General features: G+C 60.4%; 21 protein-coding genes. 9 read left to right on the top strand and 12 right to left on the bottom strand.

Annotated features, from left to right (window positions below):
* Positions 1–17 precede the first annotated feature (17 nt).
* On the bottom strand, positions 18–977 hold the full coding sequence (locus tag AAFN84_RS18535) for a TAXI family TRAP transporter solute-binding subunit (RefSeq protein WP_347516121.1): 960 nt from the start codon (positions 975–977) through the stop codon (positions 18–20).
* 167 nt (positions 978–1,144) lie between these two features.
* Complete coding sequence (locus AAFN84_RS18530) at positions 1,145–2,041, bottom strand: LysR substrate-binding domain-containing protein (RefSeq protein WP_347516120.1); 897 nt, start codon at positions 2,039–2,041, stop codon at positions 1,145–1,147.
* Between the two features lie 143 nt (positions 2,042–2,184).
* On the opposite strand from AAFN84_RS18530, the gene AAFN84_RS18525 reads away from it, so the two are divergent.
* Positions 2,185–4,080 (top strand): AMP-binding protein, encoded by a 1,896-nt coding sequence (locus AAFN84_RS18525; RefSeq protein ID WP_347516119.1) that lies wholly within the window; start codon positions 2,185–2,187, stop codon positions 4,078–4,080.
* 10 nt (positions 4,081–4,090) lie between these two features.
* Here the strand turns inward: AAFN84_RS18525 and AAFN84_RS18520 are convergent, their stop codons facing one another.
* From AAFN84_RS18520 to AAFN84_RS18505, 4 genes are read right to left on the bottom strand one after another with little or no spacing between them, the layout of a single operon-like run.
* Complete coding sequence (locus AAFN84_RS18520) at positions 4,091–4,765, bottom strand: 2-hydroxychromene-2-carboxylate isomerase (protein ID WP_347516118.1); 675 nt, start codon at positions 4,763–4,765, stop codon at positions 4,091–4,093.
* 38 nt (positions 4,766–4,803) lie between these two features.
* Positions 4,804–5,109, bottom strand: coding sequence for an SDR family NAD(P)-dependent oxidoreductase (locus AAFN84_RS18515; RefSeq protein ID WP_347516231.1), 306 nt, complete (start codon positions 5,107–5,109; stop codon positions 4,804–4,806).
* Position 5,110: 1 nt separating this feature from the next.
* Complete coding sequence (locus AAFN84_RS18510; protein WP_347516117.1) at positions 5,111–6,355, bottom strand: HipA domain-containing protein; 1,245 nt, start codon at positions 6,353–6,355, stop codon at positions 5,111–5,113.
* Entirely contained in the window at positions 6,348–6,710 is a 363-nt protein-coding gene (locus AAFN84_RS18505) for a hypothetical protein (RefSeq protein WP_347516116.1), read from the bottom strand. Before AAFN84_RS18505 ends, AAFN84_RS18510 begins: the two co-directional genes overlap by 8 nt.
* Positions 6,711–7,528: 818 nt before the next feature.
* Here AAFN84_RS18505 and AAFN84_RS18500 point away from each other — a divergent pair.
* Positions 7,529–12,676 carry a hypothetical protein gene (locus tag AAFN84_RS18500; RefSeq protein ID WP_347516115.1) on the top strand — a complete coding sequence of 1,716 codons (5,148 nt, stop codon included), beginning with the start codon at positions 7,529–7,531 and terminating at the stop codon, positions 12,674–12,676.
* A 411-nt stretch (positions 12,677–13,087) separates the two neighbouring features.
* On the opposite strand, the gene AAFN84_RS18495 is transcribed toward AAFN84_RS18500, so the two are convergent.
* A complete protein-coding gene (locus tag AAFN84_RS18495) occupies positions 13,088–14,374 on the bottom strand; it encodes a DHA2 family efflux MFS transporter permease subunit (protein WP_347516114.1) in 1,287 nt (428 codons plus the stop codon).
* A 150-nt stretch (positions 14,375–14,524) separates the two neighbouring features.
* Between AAFN84_RS18495 and AAFN84_RS18490 the strand changes: the two genes are divergently transcribed.
* Positions 14,525–15,127: a TetR/AcrR family transcriptional regulator gene (locus tag AAFN84_RS18490; protein WP_347516113.1), complete on the top strand. Its 603-nt coding sequence runs from the start codon at positions 14,525–14,527 to the stop codon at positions 15,125–15,127.
* A gap of 268 nt (positions 15,128–15,395) precedes the next feature.
* Here AAFN84_RS18490 and AAFN84_RS18485 read toward each other — a convergent pair whose 3' ends face one another.
* Genes AAFN84_RS18485 through AAFN84_RS18470 form a run of 4 tightly spaced genes read right to left on the bottom strand, consistent with a single transcriptional unit; the run spans position 15,396 to position 17,838 of the window.
* Positions 15,396–16,517, bottom strand: a complete 1,122-nt coding sequence (locus tag AAFN84_RS18485) for a DUF3626 domain-containing protein (protein WP_347516112.1) — start codon at positions 16,515–16,517, stop codon at positions 15,396–15,398.
* A gap of 50 nt (positions 16,518–16,567) precedes the next feature.
* Positions 16,568–16,735: a hypothetical protein gene (locus tag AAFN84_RS18480; RefSeq protein WP_347516111.1), complete on the bottom strand. Its 168-nt coding sequence runs from the start codon at positions 16,733–16,735 to the stop codon at positions 16,568–16,570.
* 57 nt (positions 16,736–16,792) lie between these two features.
* A complete protein-coding gene (locus AAFN84_RS18475) occupies positions 16,793–17,044 on the bottom strand; it encodes a hypothetical protein (RefSeq protein ID WP_347516110.1) in 252 nt (83 codons plus the stop codon).
* Positions 17,041–17,838: a helix-turn-helix transcriptional regulator gene (locus AAFN84_RS18470; RefSeq protein WP_347516109.1), complete on the bottom strand. Its 798-nt coding sequence runs from the start codon at positions 17,836–17,838 to the stop codon at positions 17,041–17,043. The genes AAFN84_RS18475 and AAFN84_RS18470 overlap by 4 nt, the downstream gene beginning before the upstream one ends.
* Before the next feature lie 133 nt (positions 17,839–17,971).
* Between AAFN84_RS18470 and AAFN84_RS18465 the strand changes: the two genes are divergently transcribed.
* Complete coding sequence (locus AAFN84_RS18465) at positions 17,972–18,367, top strand: hypothetical protein (RefSeq protein WP_347516108.1); 396 nt, start codon at positions 17,972–17,974, stop codon at positions 18,365–18,367.
* 193 nt (positions 18,368–18,560) lie between these two features.
* Positions 18,561–19,016 (top strand): nuclear transport factor 2 family protein, encoded by a 456-nt coding sequence (locus AAFN84_RS18460; RefSeq protein ID WP_347516107.1) that lies wholly within the window; start codon positions 18,561–18,563, stop codon positions 19,014–19,016.
* Positions 19,017–19,355: 339 nt separating this feature from the next.
* Here the strand turns inward: AAFN84_RS18460 and AAFN84_RS18455 are convergent, their stop codons facing one another.
* Positions 19,356–19,976: a TetR/AcrR family transcriptional regulator gene (locus tag AAFN84_RS18455; RefSeq protein WP_347516106.1), complete on the bottom strand. Its 621-nt coding sequence runs from the start codon at positions 19,974–19,976 to the stop codon at positions 19,356–19,358.
* Between the two features lie 116 nt (positions 19,977–20,092).
* Between AAFN84_RS18455 and AAFN84_RS18450 the strand changes: the two genes are divergently transcribed.
* The 4 genes from AAFN84_RS18450 (at position 20,093) to fabF (ending at position 23,603) form a co-directional block, all read left to right on the top strand.
* A complete protein-coding gene (locus AAFN84_RS18450; protein ID WP_347516105.1) occupies positions 20,093–20,926 on the top strand; it encodes an NIPSNAP family protein in 834 nt (277 codons plus the stop codon).
* Positions 20,923–21,621, top strand: a complete 699-nt coding sequence (locus tag AAFN84_RS18445) for a glutathione S-transferase family protein (protein ID WP_347516104.1) — start codon at positions 20,923–20,925, stop codon at positions 21,619–21,621. The genes AAFN84_RS18450 and AAFN84_RS18445 overlap by 4 nt, the downstream gene beginning before the upstream one ends.
* Before the next feature lie 209 nt (positions 21,622–21,830).
* Complete coding sequence (locus AAFN84_RS18440; protein WP_347516103.1) at positions 21,831–22,247, top strand: MarR family winged helix-turn-helix transcriptional regulator; 417 nt, start codon at positions 21,831–21,833, stop codon at positions 22,245–22,247.
* Between the two features lie 60 nt (positions 22,248–22,307).
* A complete protein-coding gene (gene fabF, locus AAFN84_RS18435; RefSeq protein WP_347516102.1) occupies positions 22,308–23,603 on the top strand; it encodes a beta-ketoacyl-ACP synthase II in 1,296 nt (431 codons plus the stop codon).
* Positions 23,604–23,688 lie beyond the last annotated feature (85 nt).

Genomic DNA, 23,688 nt, shown 5'->3' with positions numbered 1-23,688 from the left:
CTGCGTGTGGCTTGGGACTATTCGTCGTCGGCGATGCCGATTTCCTCGAAATACCGAAGGGCGCCGGGATGGTATTCGATGGGATCGAGCGGCCGTGCCATGGAGTCGGGTTCAAAACCCCGGAAGGCGGGGAAACTGGCGACCAATGCGTCCTTGTTCTCATGCAACGCCTTGGTGACGGCGTAGATCACGTCGTCGCTAGTCGAGGCGCTTGCGAAGGCGACCGCGTCGATGGCGAGCGCCATCATCGGTTCTTCGATGCCGGGATTGGCAGGACCCGGCTGTTCCTCGCGGAAATAGGCCTGCGGCAGGAACTGGCGTACTGCTTCGAGTTCTTCTTCAGTGTTCTTGAAGGGTAGGACGCGCAAGCCGCCCACCGCCGCATCAACTTCGCTGACCTTGGCTGCTCCGAGGGCGAAAAAGAAAGCATCGACACGGCCCGTTGCGAAATCGTCGGCGCCGGCCACGGTGTTGGCTACGGTGACGGTCTCGACGTCGTCCACAGTCAGGCCGGCCGAGGTATAGATCGCGTCCATCATAGTCGCCGCGATTTGCTGGCTACTGTAGCCGCCAGGCAGCGTCCGGCCGCGCAAATCGGCAAGCGTTTCAATATCGGAATCGGCCCGCACGAAGATGCCGAAACGCAGCGGGAACATCGTTCCAACCGCACGAAGACCCTCCTGGGGACGTCCTTCGAAGTGCTCCGCACCGACAAGCGCAGCGCCGATTTCATGCGCGGTGCCGACCCCAAGGTCGATGTCGCCTTCGTTGACGGCGGGTATATAGACATTGGCGCTGGCGAAGGGCTGCAGCATTGCGCGCATGCCGGCCTTTTCATTGACAACGCTCGCCACTGCCGTGCCGGCCGAATGGAAGAGCGAACCAGGGGTGGCGGTGCCGACGGTGACCGTTTGCGCAAGTGCCTGCGTGGGAGCCGCCATGAGCAAGCCTGCCAGCAAGAAAGCTGCCGATTTCATGTTTCCTCCTTTGGCCCGACACATCGTTTGATGTCCTCCGTGGGCCATTTTTGTTCCGTCTGCGCTAAAAATTGATGGCGCAGACAGCCCGACATTACTGCCGGGCGCTGCTAGGCGGTAGGGGAACCGTCATGAACAGCGTGTTCGACTGATGGAACAGAGGAGCCTCAGGCGTGGCTCTGGAGATAGGTTGCGATGGAGTCGAGGAACGCCCGCATCTTGGCCGGTGCGTAGCGTCGCGCCAGATAGGTTGCCGACGCCGAGAGTGGCGGGCTTTGCCAGTCCAGCGGAATTCGCACCAATTGCCCTTCAGCCACGTCCTGCCTGCACATGATGTCGGGCATCAGGCCGATGCCGAGATCACCGAGCACCAGTTCACGCACCAGTACCGCATGGTTGGCCACGGCGCGTGCTGTCGGCGGCGTAAAGGTGCCGTCGGCACGCTCGATGAATGGGAAGACCTTGTCGCGCACCTGATACTGGTGCTGGATCAGGTCGTGGTCAGCGAGTTCCCGATAGGTGAGCGGTGTGCCGCGCTCAGCAAGATAGGCCGGCGTCGCATAGAAGCTGCGTGGCAGTTCCGCCAGCTTTCGCGACGGGTGGTAGGTCTCCGGCGGATTGCCGAAATGGATGACGACGTCGAAGGGTTCCTCGGCAACGTCGACCTGGCGGTTATGCGCCTCGATCTCCAGTCTCAGCGCGGGATGTCGCTTGGCAAATGCGGCAATGGCCTCGCTGACCCAGCCGATAAAGAAGACCGGCATGCTAACGCGCAACACCCCCGCCATCTCGTCCTGCACCTCGGCGGCCTGAAGATTGGCTTGTTCCAGTTCGGCGATGATGTGCTCGCAGCGCCGATAGAGCGCCTGGCCGCTCTCGGTCAGCCCGAGCGCCCGCGATCCCCGCTTCAGCAACGTGGTTCCGAGCTGCTCTTCAAGCAGGCGAAGCCGGCGGCTGATGGTCGATTTGGGCATGTCGAGCACAAGCGCCGCCTTGTTGATGCTGCGGGCCTGGACGACATCGTGAAACAGGATCAGCGCATTGAGGTCGAAACGTCGCGGCATGCGCTGTGATCCTGGTCTGAACCTGTCGGGTGTTCCATGAGCGGAACTTTGGGTTCGGCTTGCCTGCCTAGTCAAGGCAGGGCCGGGGAATATGCTGGCGTAAAAATTTGAAACCGGCCCGTTAGCCCTACATGAATGCGCCCATGCCCGACAGCCGATCAACTCCCGCCGCCCCGGCCGACGGGCACAGGCGCGCGATCCGAACACTGGCCGATGTCGAGGAACTTGAAGCGCTGAGCCTTGAAGCGGTGGTTCCCGTTCGTTCGACGCATGATTTGCTGCGCCGCGCCGCCCGCCTTCATAGCAGCCGCCCTGCGCTCATCTACCTGCCGACCGGTGCCGCAAGCGACAGGCCCGACGTCATGGATTTCGAGACGCTGCTGGCATCAGTGAACCGTGCCGCCAACCTCTTCCGCAGCCTGGGGGTCGGGAGGCAAGATACGGTCGCGCTGCTGCTGCCGACCATGCCAGAGACCATGACCGCGTTTTTCGGGGCCCAGGCGGCTGGCCGCGTCTGTCCTATCAACTACATGCTGTCGGTCGAGCACGCCGTCGACCTCATCGACCATTCGGGCGCCAAGGTGCTCGTCGCGCTCGGCCCTGATCCCGAAATAGACATCTGGAGCAAGGTCCTCGAGATCCGCAACCGGTCCACGACCCTGAAGCATCTCATCGCCGTCGGCGCGCCGGCCGATTCCGGAATAGCCGATTACGTCGAGTCAATCGCCGACCAGCCTTCCGAACTGGCATTTGAGCCCGGCATAGGGCCCGACGACATTGCCGCGTTCTTTCACACGGGCGGGACGACCGGACTGCCCAAGCTGGTCCGGCACGCCCATGCCAACGAGGTTCATGTGTCGTGGTTTGGCGGCATGTTTTACGACATCGGACCGGATGATGTCGTTGTGAACGGCTTTCCCCTGTTTCATGTCGCCGGCGCCTTCGTGCTTGCAGGCAGCGCCATCGCCGCCGGCGCCGCCACATTGATCCCTTCCAAGCTCGGAATGCGCAGCAAGACCTTCGTGCGTGACTACTGGCAAATCGTCGAACGTCATGGCGTGACGCTGCTCTCGGGCGGTCCAACTTTCGTCTCCACGCTGCTCGGCAGGCCGGCCGAAGGTGTCGACATATCGGGCGTCAAGGCACTGTTTGGCGGTGGCTCGCCGATGCCCGCGGGGCTTGCCTCCGCCTTCGAGACGCGCTTTGCCATTCCTGTGCGCAGTATCTACGGCATGACCGAGGCGGCCGGCATGATCTCTGCCGTGCCGAGACATGCCGAACGGCGCCAAGGATCCTCCGGCTGGCGGCTTCCCTTCACCGAGGTCGCTGTCTTTGCGCCCGACAGCGAGGGCCGTCCCGATCCAGGTCGCCCGTTGGAGCGCGGGACGCACGGGCTATTGGCGATCCGCGGCGTCAGTGTCAGCCCCGGATACAGTGACGAGCGATTGTCGGCGCCAGCGTTGCTGGCGGAAGGCTGGCTCGCCACCGGGGATACGGGCCGGATCGATCCGGATGGCCAAGTGGTCGTGCTGGGACGGTCGAAGGACGTTATTATCCGTGGCGGCCACAACATCGATCCGCTGGTGATCGAGGAAGCATTGATGCGCCACCCCGACGTCGAGCTGTGTGCAGCGGTCGGCCAGCCCGATCCGTATGCGGGAGAGCTGCCGGTCGCCTTCCTCAAGCTCAAGGCGTCGAGCACCGGCGATCCCTGGAAGGTTCTCGAAAACGTGCGCGGACACATTCCCGAACCGGCAGCCGTGCCCAAGCATCTCTATGTGCTGGACGACATTCCTCTGACGACAACGGGGAAGGTGTTCAAGCCGGCCCTGCGGCGCCTGGCGGTCGAGCATGCACTGAAGCAGCAGTTGGGAGAGCTCCTTCCCGGTGGAAGTCTGATCGGCGTTGCCTGTCACGAGGAACTGGGCCAGCGCCGGGTGGAGATCGCGCTTGCGTCCGACGACGAGGCGCGCAGCCGCCGCATCGTCAGCGAGCACATGTCGCGGCTCTCCTTTCCCTTCGACTTCGTGGTGCCGTAAGGGCGCCGCCTTACCAGCCGCCGGTCGCCAGCCACTCCTCCATCAACTCCATCTTCTCGACGCCGAAGAAAGGCTCACTGTCGACGATGAAGAAGGGCGAGCCGAATACGCCCTTGCCGAGGGACCGGTCGACGGCGGCCTTTAGAAGGTCCGAGGCCTCGCCGCGGGCGTGGGCGTCGGCCAGAGCAGATCGGTCGATTCCCGATTCTGCCGCGATATCCAGCACCGTTTCCAGATCGCCTATATCCCGTCCCTGCGTCCAGTAGGCGGCGAGGAGCGCTTGGGCCAGCGGCTTGGCGCGCTCAGCACTGTACTGTCTGGCCCAGTGAAAGGATCGGCCGGCGGCCAGAGGGTTGGAAGGCTTTGCGCCGAATTCGCGCGCCAGCTTGATCCCGTGGCGGCGGCAGTAGCGCTCGGCGTCGCGTCGCGCATAATCGCCCTTGAGCGGCGTTTCGGGAATTGGCTTCAGCCCCATCACCTTCAGCACGCTGATGCCGACCAGCATCGATTGCCATTCGACTTCGCGCGCGTGCCGAGCCGCGATTTCGTCGATACGCAAACTGGCGAAGTAGCCGAAGGGCGAGATGAAGTCGAAGTGAAATTCCAGGCTCGGCAGCGTGGTCAGTACGACAGCCATGTTCCAATATTCTCCGCTCAGGCTCGCGACAACGAACGTGACGTCCATAGCGCGAGCAGGCGACATTTACCACACCGGCGCTCGGGTCATGGTGGTACGGTGATCAACGCAGCTTCGGGTATGGCGACGCGACACGGCGCAAGGCTGGTGCCCTTTTTCCTTGCCTCCCGCGATACGTTGAACGTTCCCTTGAGATTGACGGCGATCGTCTGGTCGAAGATTTGGTCGTCAAAATCGGCAAGGCGGGCAAGCTTGAGGACACCTTCACAGTTGACGGCGACGTCGACGCCCCCCATCGCCCGCTCGACTTGGTCGGACATGGCGATCACCGCCGAGGTGTCGGAGACAACTGCCTTGATGAGGAGCGCCTCACCGATTGGGTCTTCTTGCAGCTCAAGCCCGCGCGTTGTTTAAGTCTTCGTGCTCGAATGCGGACGCCATCCGATCGATCTCGTTTTTCTTGAGCCCAGCCCGCGCGGCGATATCACGCCAGTTGGCTACGGCTGCCCCCACCTCGGCCGCCACAGCTACCGCATCCCTCCTTTTCAGGCCAAAGTTCCCTGCGACCGTGAAGGCCAGATCGAGTGAGGCGGTGCCATCCTCCTCGCTGATGGCGGTGGTGAGAACGCGCTCCTTCACTTCGACGGGCACCGGGTTCACGTCATAGACGGGGGAAAGACGCCAGCCCTTCTGGCCCTCATGAAGAAAGCCATGGTTGCGGAGGTGATCGTCGGTGTTCGAAATCAGAATGCTGAACACGATGCGTCGCCACAGCTCAACCCCGTCAATGTGGGGCGACGCGCCATATTGGCGCAGGGCGTCCATGAGTTCGAGATAGCTGTGAGCCTCGTTGTCGCCCGCGCCGATCATGCTCATAGCAGACAGGAAGGGCCTACGCGCTGCGCCTTCGCGATCAAAGCGCCTCAAAATGATTACAGCGCGCCCGGCGATCGTTTCCAGCCGGAAGTCCGGGACATCCAATCCGGCTTGCCTCGCCAGTTCCAGCGCCACGAACTCCCATTCGACGGCGGCGTACTCGTCGTCCTTCTTGGGGAACTTGGCGATGGCCAGTTGACCATCCTTTTCGCGTACGGATGCCTTGGGGCGCGCGCCGCCGAGCGAAGAGCCGGGGGCCAGCAGCAGCTTAAGCTCAGCAGCCGTCTCCGCGTCGTCGAGAAGCGCATCTGTGGCGGAAAGCAGCTTCGGAAGATTGATGAGCGGCGGTACTGGATCGCTGTCATGGGCAAGGAATTTTCCGCCAGGCTCCTCCGAAAAGCGTAGTGCGCCTTGCCGGGTCTCGTCATGGACGAGAAGAAGGTAATCAAACTCGTAAAGCGCACGAGCTTTGGTCTTTTCGCTCTCCGCCCGGCGGGCTTCAGCACGCTTCATCAGCGTCCGGCCCCAGCGGTCAGGGGCGGAATCACCAAGAGACCCAAACAGGCTCCTGGGCGTGTAGAAATGACCCGCGCCAAGGTTCAGCGCGGGTTCGAGCGAATAGCGCAGAGGGTTCGCCAGCCACCCCGCTTCGTATTCAAACGACGCTGTCTCCTTTGCCTTGTTGTTATGGGCGTAGAGGCGGCCGACAAGATGCGGTTTCCGGTCAAGGTCAGCATAGATGTAGGCCAGCCGGTCAGTCATCGCTGCCTCCCGTGCTGGCTTTGGGATGTGCCTTTTTCGGACGGGTTCCGGCAAGACGGACGCGCTCCGGAAGGTTGCGCTCTTCGATCGAACGACCGACCGTGTCCGTGGCCGGGTCGGCAAGATTGCCAAGACCTCCCACCAGCCCGAGTGCAAAGAGCACCGAGGCATAGATACCGAGCGCCACGGATTCATCTCCCTTCTCAACCTTTGTGAGGGTGGAGCGGCTAATGCGAGCGCGTTCCGCCATCAATTCCATGGGGATCCGGCGGCGCTTGCGGGCATCCCTCATGTCTTGCCCGAGCTTACGCAGGGCCCTTTTAGCCGGGATCGGCAGGGGGGATACGGGTTGCATGGCGTCCATCCTTGCGCTTATTTACTCGCACACTAACGCCTATAGTGTACGAGATAATGGACGTTAAAGAAAGACAATTTGACGGCATATTGGCTCGCAATGTCTACATACGCACACGCTAACTCTTATAACGGCCGAGATAGTGGACGTTAGCCTAAGGTAGGCGTTCCAGCCTGCGCTCTGCCACTCGTCAGCCCCTCAGGCGCCTTCCGAGCGCTGCCGTCAAGAAAACATTGTAAATACAATAAGAGAGGGCTTCTCAGTTTTATCCCGTTCGGCGTGCAAAATATCGCCGACTATACTCTAAGGCCCCGATAACCGCCGAATCTACGCCCGTGCAAAGAGCGGGAACAACCAGCGGACGAAGAAGCGTAGAACCGGCAGCGTCTGACGGGGGAAAAGTTCGAACCGCTTCTGGTCGATTAGTCGAATTTCGACCCTGCGCAGACGCGGGATGCGAGGCTTTGGCCGCTATGCGCCTTATGGCGGTCGTTCGAGACCAAACTTGGGGTTTCTGAAAGCAGCCGTTGAACTTAAAGGGTCCAAGGTCCGGGGTATCGGCGCGAAGCGGACAAGCGGCGGTATGGCTTTGCAAATACAAAGATCATGATAAGCAGCTATTAGCGCTGGGATCAGAGAAATGATTTCCGTATCGGTCGTGACGGCGGAAAGCGGCGCAAGCGCTTCAAAAACAAGCACGGCGGTGGTTTGATCTGCGAGCCGATCTAAAGATGGCCCCGAAAAAAGTCGATCTACATCCGCGACCACGGCATCGCAGAGAACAAATGGTAGGGAAGCTCCAGATACGGACGCCGACAGTGAATGAAACCCCCGAAAAGAATTCGAGACCAGTAAAGAGCGGCTCCAGTCCGGTCGGGCGCGGGGGCGCCGGCACCTATATTGAGGGCCAGCTTGGCGCCTATTATCTCCTGCAGATGCTCGCTGGCAGCGACGCGCGCGGCCTCCCCAATGCGAGGATCGAGCGGGTGCAGCTTCAGGGCGAGAATGAAGGCTATGCCCTCGATGACCTGATCGTGCACGGTGTTTCGGACAAAGGCACCGCGCTTCTCGAGATCCAGTCGAAACGCACAATCCGCTTTTCGCCCAAAGACCCTATCTTTAAGGGCGTCTGCGAACAGATCGTGCGCAGCAATCCCGCTCAGAAGCCGACGGACCGCCATTTACTGGCGGTTGCGACCCAGCGAACCAGCTATTCTATCTCTGGCCCCTATCAGGACGTGCTCGAATGGGCGCATAGAGCGGAAAGCGGCGTTCAATTATTCGCTCGGTTAGCCCTCCCAGGTGTCGCCAGCGAGGAGATGCGCAGTTTCGCCAAAGCGTTCCGCAGCAATCTTGTGGCTCACGGAGTGGCGGACGAGGACGAAGCCGTCTGGGCCATAATCCGCAGGTTCATGATCCTCGAGTTCGATTTCGAATCTGCTGCACCGGAGGCGAAGGCCCATGCTCTGACACTGGCCCGTCAGGTCCTCGCGCCGGAAGATGCGACACGTGCCGAGGCACTTTGGAGCAATCTCATCGAAATCGTCATCGAGACGGGAAAGGCCGGTGGCTCGGTCACGCTCCAATCGCTCATCGAGAGGCTGACGACGCGTGGCTTCCACCTTGTCGGCGATCAGAATTTTTCGCAAGCGCGCGCCAAGCTGGCGGAGATGTCGCGCCACGCACTCATGGAGATCGGGACCACTGTCGGCGGCGTCAATCTCCCCCGCCTTGGCGCGCTTGCCGATCTCGAGAAAGCGCGCGACGGGAATCGCTTCATTGAGATCATTGGTAAACCGGGCGTGGGCAAGTCCTGGGTCTTGAGACATTTTGCTGAGCGGATAGGCCGTGAGGGCCATGTCATCGTCCTTGATCCCGTAGGCACGCCCGACGGGGGATGGTCGGCGCTCGCGCAACGTCTCGAAATGCCCGGGACCGCCAAGAATTTCTTGTGGGACCTGGCGGCCGGAGGTGGCGGGGCCTTGTTCATTGACGGCCTCGAGATGTTCACGTCCGTCGAGCGCCGCCGCACAGTGAATGACTTGCTGCGCGAGATTGCAGAGGTCCCAGGCTTCTCCGTAGTCGTGTCCAAACGGCCCGATGTCGGCGTCGAAGACACTGGCTGGGTCGCCGAAGACGCACTCGCGAAGTTGGGTACGCCCTGCCAAGTGGTCGTGGGCGAACTGAACGACGACGAGGTTGCAGCCCTGAGCACTGCGGCCCCGGAACTGCGCGCTCTGCTGTCGCGGGATCATCCGGCCGCGAGCATTGCGCGCAATCTCTATCGGTTGGCCCAATTGCTCAAGGTCCCGAGCTCGGCCAACATTCGTACTGAAGCGGCGCTCGCCGACCGATGGTGGAAAAGTGCCGATGGCGCAAAGCCAGATGATGTCCGTCCGGCGCAACGGCTCTTAGCCGAGCTAGCAGAAGCGGCGCTGGCAGGACAGGACCTGGTAGAGGCGTCGACGGACACACCGGCACGAGCTCATCTACTGCGTAGCCTGACCCTGTCCGAACCGAAGCGCGACCGTCTCAGCTTCTACCATGACGTACTCCGCGACTGGTCTATCGGCGCGCGCCTCAACGAAGACATCACGTTACTCGACAACGTCGATCTTTCCGTACCGCCATCGCCGCGGGTGGCACGTGGTATCGAATTTGCCGGTCGCTTCGCGCTTGAACAGGGACCGGACGGCTCGAACTGGACGGCCCTCCTTGGGGCCCTCTCGCGACCAGGCGCCCATGATGCATGGCGTCGCCAGGCACTCATGGCGATCGTGCGATCCGAGCTGTCGTCGCGGCTTCTGAGCCGCTGCCGCGCTGCATTGCTTGCCGATGGGGGCGCGTTGCTCGTCGAGATCTGTACCGCCATCGTCGCGACCGAAACGATCTCGGCCGCATCCGCCTTCAAGGAGATCGCCGCGACGGGCGCTGAGCTTCCTGTCGAGGCACCGGGCTCTTTGCGCATCGCCACGACGCTATCGGCGCCGACGGTTCTCATGTGGTGCGCTGTGAATGCCGAAGATATCCCAATCCAAGCGATCGCTGGCATCGTGAAGCTCGCTGAAGTCCTGTTCCTCACGATTATGAGCGTCCGCGAACTCGGACGGGTAACGGCGAAGATGTTCTTCGGCTGGCTGATGCAACTCGACTTGCGTGACACTAACATCACGATCCCGGGTGCCGCGGATGCGCCACGGTTAGAACGCCAGTCGCGCACGACGTTGATCGAGGATCTTCGAACTATGGCGCTTCTTATGGCGTCGCACGCGCCGGAAGACACGAAGGCCTATTTGACGGCGATCGCGAAAGAGAACGATCACTACAAGGTGAAGGCAATTCGGCGGTTCAGCAAGGCCTTGGCCAGCGTCGCGCCGAACGAACTTGCGGCGCTTATCACGTCCACTCTTATTGAACAGCCACGTCGAGGCCGATCACGACGGGATACCCTGAACGGCGCGTTCGGCTTTGCGGATACCGACTACATGCCGGTGTCGCCAGCGCAGCCTCCCTTTTTAGACTTGCTCGATGCAGACCCCGAGATCGGACTCGGCCTAATCCGAACACTCGTTGACGCGGCGGTTGCGCACCGCGCGGATGGCGTGAAGGCGGGAACGGACGGCTTTACTATCGTTTTCGACGGAAAGCCGCGCTTTTTTCCATGGGTGCAGACCTATTACTGGTCACGCTCCAGCCAAGCGCAGGAATACTCTGCGTCTTCTGGACTAATGGCACTCGAAGCTTGGTCACAAGAGCGCCTCGATAGAGGTGAAGATGTTGACGCGGTTCTTCGGGACATCCTTGGACCGGAAGGTAGCTGCGCCGCCTATCTGCTGATCGGGCTGGACGTGCTGCTATCTCACTGGCCGACGACGCGCGAAGCGCTTGTCCCGTTTGTGGCTAACCCGGACCTGCTTGCCAATGATCGCACCCGTTCGACGTTGGAGAGTCTTGGAGGGGCGATGATGCTGCAGAAGGAGCCCAAAGGCCGCGTCATGCTTGCCGATCTCGCAAAGCGCCAATCGCGCTCCATCTCGCTCGAGCGACTTATCCCCTATTACATCGGCGAGGATGACTCCGGGCAGAAGGTGCGCTCCTTGTTGGCTGAGGCAGTCGAAAAAGCCGGCTCGTATAGCGACGAAGCGAATTTCGGCGATCCCGCTTTCATGCGATCCTATGCACTCAATATGCTCGACCGGACGAACTGGGTGGCGGTCGAAGGCGGCTTCGCTTACAGGTCGCCACCTGCTGAAGCCGAGCATCTCGAGCGCCTAGAGGCCCGCCGACAGGCCCATGAGCGTTCCAGCACTATTGAGGTGAGAATTCAGCTTGCAATCAGCGATCCAGCGAAAGGCTCGCCGGATCTGGCACGCGAGGCCGTCGAATATGCTGCCGGCGATCTACCCGACTACAGCGATGCAGATTATCTCAAGTCGCGATCGACGCGCTTGATTTCGACGGCCATGCTTGTTGCGCGGGACGGCGACGATGCCCTCCTTGACGAGCATGAGGACTGGGTTCGAACCGTGATTGCCGCAGCCTTGGCGGAAGAGGTCGACCACCACGACTCGAACGAACGGCTGGACTTCCACCGGCCAGCGCAGGGCATATGCGCCCTCATCCATCTTTGGCGGCGGAGGCAGCTTGTCTCGGACCGCAACCACCTGCTTCGCACAGTCGCTCGGCAAGATCACGCCGCCGTAATCGCGATCACCGCAGCGCGTGAGAGCATCCACGAGGTCAACCCGCAACTGATCAAGGCCGCGGTGCGTATCGCTTTCACCTCGTGTCGTTGGCGTTGGCATCCCCATGACGAGGACGAGTCTACTAGAGAGGCTTACGAGAAGGAGAAATCGGGACAGGACGCCGACGCGGTTGCTGCGGAGATCGCCTGGCTCGATGGCGGGCCCGAGCCGAACTGGCCAGACCTCCCTGAAGAGACGCCGTCGTTCTCGCGCCAGCCGCGTGCGATCCTCTCACCGAACGGCTCACGCGTCGAGCTCAAGCGTGATGATGACTCTTTCAGGCGTAGTTCCAGGGAAGCCGTAATTCGCGTCGACAATCAAGGACTCGCAAGGTGGGTCAGTCTGCTCAGAGGCGAAGGTGACGCTCTGCCAAGCTGGTATGAGGAGATTGTTGATGCCTATGCGCCTTGGTCCGCGCGGTTGAACGGTCATGGCTATTCCGCTGATGCCAAGCTGAATCAGACGCCCGACGCATGGAATCATCAGTTCTACTCGTTGGCTGCGTCAGCTTTGATGGACGCCACGCAGGGTCGCTTCGAGTTCATCCTGCAGCCGATCCTTGAGCTGCCCGATCGGCCGTTCTGCGATGTGGCCGAAACGCTGATTCACGCCGCCGACGTCCGTTATTTCAACGAGCCGAACCGGCCGTCAGATCGCGCGTTCGATTTGCGGCAGCGGCTCGTAACGAGGACGCTCGCGCTGGACCGTTGGTCTTGGGACCGTCGCCGAGGAGACCTCGGGATCGACATCGAAACCGGTCCGACAATCAGCATGCTGCTGATGAACCTTCACAATTCCTTCTCCGGCACCAAAACCTATCTAGTTCCCGCCGTGTTTGACCGCGTCGATCCGCTTCTTGAAACGGTGCGCCCCATGATGCGGAGCGGCCCGACAGCCTTCATCGCGCTCTGCACGATCAACACCTTGAACGTCGCGCCAACCGCGCGGCATCTCGACTTCCTCCTGTTCGCAGTCGAGACGTGGCTCGAGGTAACGAACGGCGACCGTGCAATGTGGAACGAGCTCGGAATTGGTCGAAAGATCGCTGAATGGTTCGAAGCGGCGGCGGGCGAGGATCCATCACTGTATCGTCAGGCTCACCCGTCGCGCAGTCGGATTGACGCGGTTCTTGGCCGACTCGTCAGCCTGGGCGTGTCAAAAGCCCACGATTTGGAGTTGCGGATCCAAGCGGAGACAAACATCGGAACTCCGCCCCGGTAAGCGCATCACCAACCATGCCATTGCTACTCGACAACAATTGGCAGCTCTTACACGTGCCACGGGCAGCACGATGGAAGTTCAACAGACCGCTATGGGACGAAGACGCCAACGTTTTCGGGTGTATGCACGTCAGCTTAGACTATCCGCCGCCTATAAAGCTGTCAGGCCGCTTTCGGCCCCGAAGGCGTCGGTGGAGGGAACATTTCCGAACCTAAGCACGCAGGGCTGTTGTCAACGACCGCACCGGGGTGGAAGACGGACGGGACGCTTTCGGTCTGACAAGGGATAATGCAGCCCTCGGTATCGTGATATTCGTCGCGTAGGGCCGGGTTTTGCGACGAGATTCCGCTGAAAATTCAGTGCACCGATCTCCTCGCAAATACGCGGATATTTCCGACACGGATGGCGACATTATTTCTTGTCGGGAAGGCCGCGCGACGTGAGTAGCGCAGATATGGCGAAACCGAGTAGCAGCATAAGTGCCCATTTGAGGCCTGCATCGTCACCCGAGGAATCGTGTGCAAGAACGATGATGGTCGCTATCGCCCCAAGCGCGCCGCCCAGTCGTTGGGCGATGTTGACCAGTGTAGCGGCGTCTCCTGTCTCATGCTTTTCGACCGCTCCATAGGCGGCCGTCATGGCAGGCATCTGCGCAAGAGCCAATCCGATGCCCCGTAGAAAGAGCACACCCGCGAAGCCGGCTATTGGCAGGTGCGGCAGGACGAAAAACGGCGCGGTGCCAATCATGAGTAGCATGCTTCCGGCCAGGCATACGATAGCAGGTCCCTTATGGTCGGTCAGAGCACCGGCGACGGGGAGTGCCAAAGCTGATCCCAACCCCATGGCGAGCAGCATCAATCCCGCCTCAGTTGGCGTCTGCCGCAACACGTCCTGAAAATAGAGCGGAAAAAGCAACAAACCACCATACATGGCCGCGCCGGTTAGCCCCGATGTCACCACGGCCATGGTGAAGCCCGGGCGGCTAAGCAGCCGCATATCAATTAGCGGCTCGATGGATTTCCGCGCATGCCGGAGGAATGCAATCGTGAGCATCATCCCAAGGCCCAAAGCCAAAACAGAAGTCTGCCTCAATCCAGATACGCCGATTTCCGCGGCGCCACAAAGCAGGAGCGGCAAACCGACTCCCATCATCATGAAGCCTCTTACATCCAGCGGGCGTTCTTCTGTCGTCTTATCCAACGGCAACACAGTTCGGCCTGCGACCAGCGCCAAAACCCCGACAGGAACATTGATCCAGAACAGCCAGTGCCACGAAAGCGCATCAATCAGCATCCCACCGAAACCGGGGCCGAGCGCGGGTCCGAGTGCTACGGCGAGACCTACTGTCCCCATCAGACGGCCAAGTTGACGGCGATCAGCGAGTGCCGAAAGTAACGCCTGGCCAGCAGGCACCATCAGCCCAGCGGCCAGACCTTGAAGGCAGCGCCCGAGAACGAGCAACCAAAGTTCGCTCGACAGGGCGCAAAGAACAGAAGTCGCGATAAAGGCAAGTGTGGCGACGACCCATAACCGAGCTTGGCCGAAACGCCGGCCGAGCCAGCCGGTCAAAGGTAGGGACATCGCAAGAGCGATCAAATATCCCGTCGCCACCCATTGCACTTTGGCAAGCGAAGTATCGAAATCGATGCGGATCGTTTCGAGAGCAAGGTTGACGACGGTGGAATCCAGCATCGCCATGAATGCGCCGGAACCTGTGATGGCGGCCACCGCCCAAAGGCGAAGAGGAATGGGTGGAGAGGATGACGTCATGATGAAACCGTAGCTACTCACTGCGCGTTATGATACGATTGTATCATAATACCCGCCACAGCCTGGAGCAACCCTGCGATGCCGCGAACCGTCGATCATGAAGAGCGCCGATCTGAGATACTGGAAGCTTTTGTGCGGGTGGCGACGCGCGAGGGACTGGCCTCTGTGTCCCTTCGTGCAGTAGCGATCGAAGCCGGGATTTCGCTTCGTCTGGTGCAGTATTATTTCGAGACCAAAGCTGGGCTCATGCAAGCCGGCCTTGAACTTCTCGAACGGCAAAGCAACCAGCGATGGGCGAGACGTGCTGCAGAACTCCCCCGGCCGCCCATGGCGCGTTCGATGCTGCTCACCCTATTCGAGGAGGCATTGCCCACCGACGGCGCGAGCCGCCAGTTCCACTTGCTCTGGATGTCGTACGCTATTCTGGCACAGACCGATCCTGGAACCGCGAACCATCCGTTCATCGCCGGCCCCAACCGCATTCGGGAGCGCATCGTCGCAATACTAGCCCGAGGACGGGACGATGGCGAGATGCGCCCAGATCTGGACGTGGAGGCTGAAGCAACCATCCTTCTAGGCATCCTGAATGGGTTCGGCACGGCCGTGCTCGTGGGTCAAATGACTGCCGACACAGCCCTGTCGAGCATCTCCTATCAACTCGAGCGATTCTCCCCCTCGTAGGTCGACGGCGAGCAAAGCGCAGCTCCAAATCGATGCTGGTGTCGAAAAGAACCCCATATCCGCATCCACTTTTATCCGTGGGGAAACGGTAGGTTATGGATGGCGCGATCAAGCAATGCCTGGCCAGCGTGAGGTCGGGTGCTGAACTGCAGCTTTACCGCCACGAGTCCCCATAATCGGACCGTCCGTACCGGCCCCGCTTGTGAGGGAGATAATTCCCGTCTCACCTACGGCTGACCCCTCCAGCGCGGACTTTCCTCTTGCCGCACTACTCCGTAACTGGGCTTCCGAACTTCGCCAAGCAGTGCCACACGCGCTTGAGGGACTGCGGGTCGGCTTTATTGGATTTCAGGGCTACGCCTATCGCGCGGGGCGTCACGTAACCGTCCTCCGCAATCGAAGCTGCCAGCTCCGCAAACTCCAGACCGCGATAGGCCCTGCAGGCCTCAACCAGGCTGACTGGCATGCGGAACCCGGGATGCCATTCGATGGCACAGGGAAGAGTTTTGGCCAAGGCTTCAATCTCGGTGTCGCGATAGCAGGGGTCGAGCACGATGGCTTCTACGTCGTCCGCCAAGACTAATGAACCATGCACGTGGGCTTCGATGTAACTGTCGAGCACGTCTGTCGAAGCGCGTTCCTGCTCGGCCAAGGCAATGAGGCTCATGCGATCAGCCACACCAAAATCGACCGGATCAAGGTGGCTGTCGGGATAGCAGAACGTGGTGCGGGCGAGGATTTGCGACCGCAGCCGCAGGTGAGCGGAGCCGAAACGTGGCGAACCGCCCGTCACGCGCCTGCGATAGTTCAATGCTCCGTATTTCGGTCGCAGCTCAGGCTCAGCATTGTCATAAGCGGCTCCGAATATACGGCTTTCCCAGCGCCAGCGGTCGCCGCCGGGGTGTGCGGTCAAGCCGCCATTGCTCGTCCCGGTTTCGAATTGCGAGCGGTAGATTCCCTCTCTTGCGAGCACGTCGATCATTAGCCGCCCCTGGTGGAGGGCATCGGGATGGAAGTTCAGCGTCGCCGGAAGGCCATCCGGGAGCGCCAGGCCTTTTGACCGACTGCGAACGTGGCAAATTGCATCGTCAACGCATCGATGATGCCCGTATCTGCCGCCCAGTATGTTTTCCAATGTCATGTACTCCAATCGTTGCGAAGCTACCCTCGCAATTGGCCGTAAGAGCGCCGAAATGCCTTCCCACATCATGAAATCAGTACGTGCCTTCATCGGAGTGAGCCACTCCCCGATCTCTGGATAGATTTCGGAATGACTTGAGCTTGCTGCCTGCACCTGCTGACCGGTTTCGATGCTGGTGAAGTAGACTGTGGCGGGCGGCTGTCCGCATTGCCGGTGTGTGGCCGCTGGTGGTTGTTGCAGGTGATCCACCGACCGCATTCTGCCTGCGACCGGTCCCCCAAGCGTGTAGGTAGGCGCATTCATACTTCAGAGATCGCCAGAGGCGCTCGATGAAGATGTTGTCGAGGCAGCGGCCCTTGCCGCGAGCCGAAGCTGTGGATCGCCTCGTTCAGCGCATCGACACCGAAGTACGCTTCCAGCGTGTTCGAGATGCGCCCGGTCAGCACCTTGCGCGTGAACCAGTCCATAATCGCGACCAGATAGAGGAAGGCACGCCGCATCGGCAGGTAGGTGACGTCGGCGCATCAGACCTGATTGGGCCGGTCGACCCGCAACCCGCCTAACAAGTGGGGGTAGGTCTTGTGCCCCTTCGCGGGCCTGCTCGCGTCCGGCTTCTGGAAGATCGGCATCAGGCGTATGAGACGCAACACCCACCGAACGCAGTTGAAGTTCACGGCATCGCTCTCGAACCGCAGGTGCCAGGTCATCTGCTGCACGCCGTAGATGGGCGTCTCCAGGAACTGCTTGTCGATCAGTTCCATGAGCGCGAGGTTCATCTCTGTCTCGCCCTGGCGCTCTGTGGGCTAGAGACATCCGATGGGAAGAATGCCTCGATTACAACTTCGGACAGTGTGACATCGACCGAGGTGCCAAAAACGGACGTGGTGCTGAGGAAGGTAGCCGGGCCATTTTCGGTCCGCAGGACAAGTGGCACGGCGAGTCGGCTTTCGCGCAGGGAGCCAAAGCGTTCAGGGCCGCGCGAGAGCGGCACCGGAAGGGCGGCGATCTCGTCCCGGAGCGCCACGAGCTTCAGATCGGCCGACACGTTGATGTCATGGTCGAGACGCGCGAGAAGGTGGTGGCGCCACTCGCGAAGGTTCACGATCCGCGGCGCAAGTCCGTCGGGGTGCAAGCTCAGGCGCAGAACATTGACTTCGCCCTCAAGGAGCTTGGGGTCGACATCTCTCAGAAGTTCGCGGATTGCATCGTTGGCGGCAAGCAATGTCCAATAGCGATCGGCGGCAAGAGCGGGATGTGGCATATAGCCATTGAGAATGCGTTGTATGAGTTGGCGCATTGCGTCGAAGCCAGTATCGTCGGGCGCGGTCTGTGGGTAATAAGGCGCGAAGCCCGCTGCGGCCAACAGGATGTTGCGTTCCCTGAGCGGCACATCGAGCTGGTCGCCAAGGTGTAATACCATGTCTCGGCTGGGACGAGACCTACCCGATTCCACGAAGCTCAGATGCCGCTGCGAAATCGACGCTTTCGTAGCGAGCGCAAGCTGGCTCAGGCGACGCCGCTCGCGCCATTGGCGCAAGAGCACTCCTGCGTTGTCGGTATGAGTGTCCATGGCTGTCACCGTAGTCGTCAAAAAAGTTCGTCACAATTACTCGCAACGTAATCGATCAACGCGATAAAGCGGCGCGATAGTGCGGAGACGAAGGCCTCCAAAAGTCGGAGCGTCATGAACAGGAGTATCCGCAATGACCATCCACGAGACCGTAGTTCCCCGGCCTCCGCGTTTTCAGACGATCGTCGGCATTGACGCCGCCACTTGCTTGGTGATGGCGGCCCTGCTTGTCGGCGGTCGTGCTATTCTCGCCGGCATTCTTGGCATTCCCCAGTTCGTGCTGGTTGGTGCTGGGGGCATCCTCGTGCCGGTTGCCGTGTTCATGGCGTTAGTCGCGGCACGCTCTTCGACGCCCCGCTGGGCCGCATGGACCGTTATCACCGGCAATGCCGCGTGGGTTATTGCTAGCGTTGTGCTTGCCTTCGGTCAGTTTGTCGCGCCGGCTCCACTTGGTATCGCGTTCATTCTCGGTCAGGCGTTGGTGGTATCCATCTTCACCGCGATCGAATACCGGACCTACGCCAGGTAAGATGGTGCGGCACTCAAGGGTGCCGTGTCAAACTCTGTCCTCGGGGTCAAAGGCAGCGCATTCGATGCATTGCTTAGGCTCTTCAGCGGGATCGCAATCATTACTACTGTCGTAGTCGACCAAGCCTCCATCAACTGCCACCACGATTCATCAGACCAAGAGCGATGGTTCTGATTTGCACTAGGAAACCCAAATGCCGACCAATTCCAAGACGCTCATTCAGGAGCGCGCACAGCCGATTTGCGTCGAGGCGACTCGGGCCGCTATCGACACGTTTCTTGCTGCTAGACTGGCAGGAGATACGGAACAGCTTGTTAAAATCTTCGCCGACGAGGTCGACTGGAGGCTTGCCGACAACCCCGCAGCTCCCTGGATTCGCCCTCGAAAAACTGCTGCCGAATGCGCAGCGCAGTTCACGGAGTTGATGCACCACACTGTGCCCGAGGATGCACGGGCGACCATCGAGACCATTATTGTCGACGGGTGCGATGCTGTCTTGATGGGATATTTATCGGGGACGGTGCGCGCGACCCAGAAGACGTTCGAGGGCCCGTTTGCACTGCACCTCACCGTTGAAGATGGCCGGATCACGCGTCACCATCTTTACGAAAACAGCCTTTCGATCGCTGAAGCTTGCCTTCAGCGATAGGCGCTTACAAAGCCAATAGCGACCGAAGCTACATTATAAACAAAGCGCCGCGCAGCCGCCTCATCATGTTCTTCGCGAACGGAAATTCTGTCTGCAAAACCGTCCGCCGAGAAAGTGACCTTTCGCGGCCGTTACGGGGCCGTGAGTTGACAGCTGCTTTCGGGACGTGGCTAGCTCCGGGCTTCAGCGACGGGGTAGGAAGCGGTGTGCCAGCTAACAGAATTGATGAGCCGATAGCTGCCCTTCAGAAACAGGGGTTGGTGTGCTGATTGTGGCTTGGCCTTGACACCTTCCTGGACAGCCAGAGCCCGGAGCTCGGTAAGTCGCGCGTGGAAGCTCTCAAACGACGCCCCAGCCTCTCATGATGCGATCGAGCTGGTCGCTACAGACCCTAAGCGGCGCGGCACTCTGACTGGCCCTGGCCATCGCCATGGCTCCAGAATAAACGGCAATGACGAGCGTTGCGAAGGCATCGGGGTCGACTTCATCGAGCGGCTCTCGCGCGGCGCGGATCTTGTTCGCGATTGCTTCGTGCCAGTGCTGGAAAGTCAATTCGATCTCCTCGCGGAAATCCGGGTCCTGCCGCGCCATGTCATGGGAGAGGTTGTTCAGCGGGCAACCCATTACGGATCCACGGCCTTCAAGTTCGGTGACGATTTCCTCGAAGATACCGAGGATGCCATGGCGCGCGCCCGATGCCGCCTGCAAGGGCGCGATCCATGTCTCCTCGACCGTCCTGGCCACCCTGTCGCGTAATACCGACAGGCCGATGTCCTTCTTGGTCGGGAAATGATGGGCGAGTGCACCGCCGGAAACGCCGGCTTCGTGCTTGAGATCGTGCATGGAAGTCGCGTGGTAGCCGTTCCGGACAAAGGCGGTATAGGCGGTGTCGATCAGCTTATTCCTCATACTCTGCGGGTCGTTTCGCCGCCCGCCGTGCCGCGCCGCGTCCGTCTTCATCTGCCGCTCCATCCTCATTGCGCCGTCAACTGCAAAATAGCAGCTTGACAATACAGGACAAGTGTCCTGTTGTGATAAACGGGACAAGCGTCCTGTTATCCTGGGAGAACTACACGATGAACGCGCCTGACACCATTGCCGCAGAGAGCATGCCCAAAACTGCAGCCCTTGGTTCAATATCCGTGGTGGAACTGCGGCGGTACCGCCTGCGTCCCGGAAGTCGCGAAACGCTGATCGAGCTTTTTGATCGGGAGTTCGTGGAGACGCAAGAGCAGGCCGGCATGCGCGTCCTCGGCCAGTTCCGTGACCTCGACTCGCCCGACAGCTTTGTCTGGCTGCGCGGCTTCGGTGACCTGGCTTCCCGCGAAAATGCGCTGGAGACGTTCTACTCGGGCCCGATTTGGGCCGAGCATCGCGATGCTGCCAATGCGACGATGGTGAACTCGGACAATGTGCTGCTGCTCCGCCCGCTCTCACCAGAGAACGCGTTCCAGCCGATGGACACCAAGAGGGCGCCCCGAGATGCAAAGGGCAGCCTGCCCGGGCTCTTCGTGGCGACCGTTGCGTACCTCGCTCCCCGGACCGACAGCGCGTTTGCGGATTTCTTCACCCGGGAGGTGTTGCCGGTTTTAAGCCGGACCGGCGCGAACGTAGTTGGAACCTTTAGCGTAGAGCGATCGGAAAATACCTTTCCGCGTCTACCGGTGAGGGAGGGAGAAACCGTCGTCGTCTGGTTTTCGCTCTTTCGTGATAGCGCTGCCTACGACGCTCATACCGATGCTCTTGCAGCATCTCGGGAATGGACAGAGCACATTCGTCCCGAAATGGAGGGCCGCGTGTGGCGGCCGAACGAGGTATCCTGGCTGACGCCGACAGCGCGCTCGCTGATTCATGCTGGAAGCCTTTCGGCTCTCGCGACGAAGACGCTCTGCCAAGGAGGGGGAAAATGAAGCTGCTTTCCGGGCCGCTCAGCCTCTTCTCGCGCAAAGTCGAGATCGCTCTCCACGAAAAGGGCCTGACCTTTGAGCGCATCATGGTGCCATTCAGCCAAACAGAGGGCTACGAACCCAAGCATCCGGAGGTCCTCGCAGCCAACCCTAAAAGACAGGTTCCTGTCTTGCTCGACCGTGACCTCGCGGTCTACGATTCGACCGTCATCATCGAATATCTTGAGGATGCCTACCCGCAAGTGAGGCTCTTCCACGGTACTCCCGCGGAGCGGGCGCAGTGCCGTCTCTACGATCTTTTCGCAGATGAGATTCTGCTTGTTTCGCTCAAGCCGCTGATGCACCGCACCAGACCCGGTCAGCGTGACCGAGAGCACTGGGAGGCTCTTGAGCGTGAGGCACGTCCAGCGGAGGCGGAGCTGGATGGGCATTTTGCCGATCTCTCGGGAATACTGGAAGGCCGGGAGTTCCTCTGCGGATCGTTTAGTGCGGCCGACATCGCCGTGTTCATGTCGGTGTTGTTCTCGCTGCGACTGTGCGGCCCCTCGCTCGATAATCATCCGGCGCTTGGTGACTGGTATCGAAGGCTGCTGGAAAGGCCGGCTTTCGACAGCGTGGCGCGGGAAATCGCGGCAGCGGACAGGCAACTATCCGCCCCAGTCCACGGCGCATATGGAGACGGTAGATGGCTGCCTTAGCGGCCTGTCGGGCAAACGCAATCTGGCCTAGAGGCGAGCAACGAAATCGCTAACCACGGGGAACGTGCCGCTGCTCTAAGCATACCGCAACAGCATGCCGATAGTAGGATCCAGGGTGATCTCCCAAGCCGCCGGGACTTCAGGCGTACGCAGCAACAGAGGCTTTGTCCCTATTGACTCGTGTATATGCACGTATAGGGTCGCCACTTATGGATGACAATTTGAACCTTTGCCTTGTGTTGAATACCCGTATGGCGGCGCGTGCGATAACGCGCCGCGCTGATGGCAAGCTTCGTCCATTCGGAATTAATGGAGCGCAGTTCAACATTCTGGCTGCGCTGGTCATGCAGCAGGATCGGTCCGTTACCGAGATGGCTAAGGCGCTTGCCATGGACCGGACCACCCTATCCCGCAACCTGTCGGTCCTGGAGCGCAAAGGCTTGGTGTCCGTCGGCCCCGGCGAGAACGCGAGAAAGCGGCAGGCCGAGCTGACGAAAGCTGGCCATAAGAAATTTGAGTCGGTTATTCCCGAATGGCGCCGATCCCAAGAGGAGTTGCGTCAAAACCTGACGAACCCGGACTTCATGACGACCATTGCCGGTTTGCGGCATTTGTCGGCCCTTTGACTCGGGCGACCGCTCGGCTCTTGCCCACAAAAATCGTGCATATACACAGGAGAACCCATCATGTTAAAGCCTGACCCTGCCGATCCGATCGTCATTACCGGAATGGGAGTGGTGAGCCCGCTTGGCGTTGGCGTTGAAACCGTGTGGACCCGGCTTTTGCAAGGTCGAAGCGGAATCGTGCGAAACAGCCGGTTCGACACGACGGAGTTCGTTTCCCATATCGCTGGGCTGGTTCCTTCCAAGGAGAGCGATCCCGCCGGGTTCGACCCAGCGGCCTACATCGATGGCAAAGACATCAAGAAGATGGATGTCTTCATCCAGTATGCCATCGCTGCTGCGGCAGAGGCACTTCAGCAAGCTGCATGGTATCCCGAGAGCTATGAGGACCAGGCGGCTACGGCCACTATCATTGGCTCTGGCGTCGGAGGGTCGCCGGCAATGGCACGGGCAGTCGAGACGATCAGGACCAAGGGCCCACGACGCCTGTCTCCTTTCACCGTTCCCTCATTTCTCGCCAATCTCGCAGCCGGATGGCTATCGATCATTCACAAGTTCCGCGGTCCGATCGGAACGCCGGTGACGGCTTGCGCGGCCTCGGCCCAGGCGATCGGAGATGGAATGCGGCTGCTCCTGACTGGCGAAGCCGACGTTGCCGTCGTCGGTGGCGCAGAAGGTTCAGTTGATCCGATCTCGATTGGCGGATTTGGCGCGTCACGCGCTCTTTCCACATCTTATTCGGATAACCCGGCAAAGGCCTCGCGGCCGTTCGACAAGGCACATGACGGATTCGTTCTGGCCGAAGGTGCAGCCGTTCTGGTGCTGGAAAAACTAAGTCACGCCAAGGCACGCGGTGCCAAGCCGCTGGCGGTGCTGGCTGGCTATGGCACTTCGGCCGACGCCTATCACCTGACAGCCGGATCGCCCGACGGTGCCGGTGCCCAGGAGGCGATGCGCCAGGCCATCGCCATGGCTGGGATCGAGCAGACTGAGATCGGCTATGTAAACGCCCACGCGACGTCGACAGAAGTGGGAGACAGTGCGGAAATCGCTGCGCTGGCAGCGGTCTTTACCGGCCGTGGACAGGATTTGTCGGTATCATCAACGAAATCGGCGACAGGGCACATGCTGGGCGCCGCGGGGGCAATCGAAGCTGTATTCTGCGTCAAGGCCCTTCAGACAGGCACCTTGCCGCCGACGATCAATCTGGAGAATCCGACCGAGGATGCCGCTCAGTTTGATCTCGTGCCAAACCAGCCGAGAGCGAAAAACATCAAGTTTGCAATATCGAATTCCTTCGGATTTGGCGGCGTGAATGCGGCACTGATAGTTGGCATGGCCCCTTCCCATGCTGACTAAGGGCGGCCCGAATTGCGCTCCAGTCGCTACATATCACAACAGCTATCGGAATTTATCTGGAGCGTGCCAAACTACCGCGATGGGG

The sequence above is a fragment of the Mesorhizobium sp. CAU 1741 genome (genome assembly GCF_039839275.1).
In the GTDB taxonomy this organism is placed as follows: Bacteria; Pseudomonadota; Alphaproteobacteria; order Rhizobiales; family Rhizobiaceae; genus Aerobium.
The sequence above is the reverse complement of the archived record's forward strand: the minus strand, read 5'-3'. Positions and strand labels throughout refer to the sequence as shown.

What these genes read in the sequence shown, in the direction of transcription:
- AAFN84_RS18525 (WP_347516119.1), top strand. Translation starts at nt 2,185, where the DNA reads ATGCCCGACAGCCGATCAACTCCCGCCGCCCCGGCCGACGGGCACAGG.
- AAFN84_RS18490 (WP_347516113.1), top strand. Translation starts at nt 14,525, where the DNA reads ATGCCGCGAACCGTCGATCATGAAGAGCGCCGATCTGAGATACTGGAA.
- AAFN84_RS18520 (WP_347516118.1), bottom strand. Translation starts at nt 4,765, where the DNA reads ATGGACGTCACGTTCGTTGTCGCGAGCCTGAGCGGAGAATATTGGAAC.
- AAFN84_RS18440 (WP_347516103.1), top strand. Translation starts at nt 21,831, where the DNA reads ATGGATGACAATTTGAACCTTTGCCTTGTGTTGAATACCCGTATGGCG.
- AAFN84_RS18455 (WP_347516106.1), bottom strand. Translation starts at nt 19,976, where the DNA reads ATGAAGACGGACGCGGCGCGGCACGGCGGGCGGCGAAACGACCCGCAG.
- AAFN84_RS18475 (WP_347516110.1), bottom strand. Translation starts at nt 17,044, where the DNA reads ATGAACCTCGCGCTCATGGAACTGATCGACAAGCAGTTCCTGGAGACG.
- AAFN84_RS18530 (WP_347516120.1), bottom strand. Translation starts at nt 2,041, where the DNA reads ATGCCGCGACGTTTCGACCTCAATGCGCTGATCCTGTTTCACGATGTC.
- AAFN84_RS18535 (WP_347516121.1), bottom strand. Translation starts at nt 977, where the DNA reads ATGAAATCGGCAGCTTTCTTGCTGGCAGGCTTGCTCATGGCGGCTCCC.
- AAFN84_RS18480 (WP_347516111.1), bottom strand. Translation starts at nt 16,735, where the DNA reads ATGGACTGGTTCACGCGCAAGGTGCTGACCGGGCGCATCTCGAACACG.
- fabF (WP_347516102.1), top strand. Translation starts at nt 22,308, where the DNA reads ATGTTAAAGCCTGACCCTGCCGATCCGATCGTCATTACCGGAATGGGA.
- AAFN84_RS18465 (WP_347516108.1), top strand. Translation starts at nt 17,972, where the DNA reads ATGACCATCCACGAGACCGTAGTTCCCCGGCCTCCGCGTTTTCAGACG.
- AAFN84_RS18460 (WP_347516107.1), top strand. Translation starts at nt 18,561, where the DNA reads ATGCCGACCAATTCCAAGACGCTCATTCAGGAGCGCGCACAGCCGATT.
- AAFN84_RS18450 (WP_347516105.1), top strand. Translation starts at nt 20,093, where the DNA reads ATGAACGCGCCTGACACCATTGCCGCAGAGAGCATGCCCAAAACTGCA.
- AAFN84_RS18445 (WP_347516104.1), top strand. Translation starts at nt 20,923, where the DNA reads ATGAAGCTGCTTTCCGGGCCGCTCAGCCTCTTCTCGCGCAAAGTCGAG.
- AAFN84_RS18495 (WP_347516114.1), bottom strand. Translation starts at nt 14,374, where the DNA reads ATGGCGATGCTGGATTCCACCGTCGTCAACCTTGCTCTCGAAACGATC.
- AAFN84_RS18510 (WP_347516117.1), bottom strand. Translation starts at nt 6,355, where the DNA reads ATGACTGACCGGCTGGCCTACATCTATGCTGACCTTGACCGGAAACCG.
- AAFN84_RS18505 (WP_347516116.1), bottom strand. Translation starts at nt 6,710, where the DNA reads ATGCAACCCGTATCCCCCCTGCCGATCCCGGCTAAAAGGGCCCTGCGT.
- AAFN84_RS18470 (WP_347516109.1), bottom strand. Translation starts at nt 17,838, where the DNA reads ATGGACACTCATACCGACAACGCAGGAGTGCTCTTGCGCCAATGGCGC.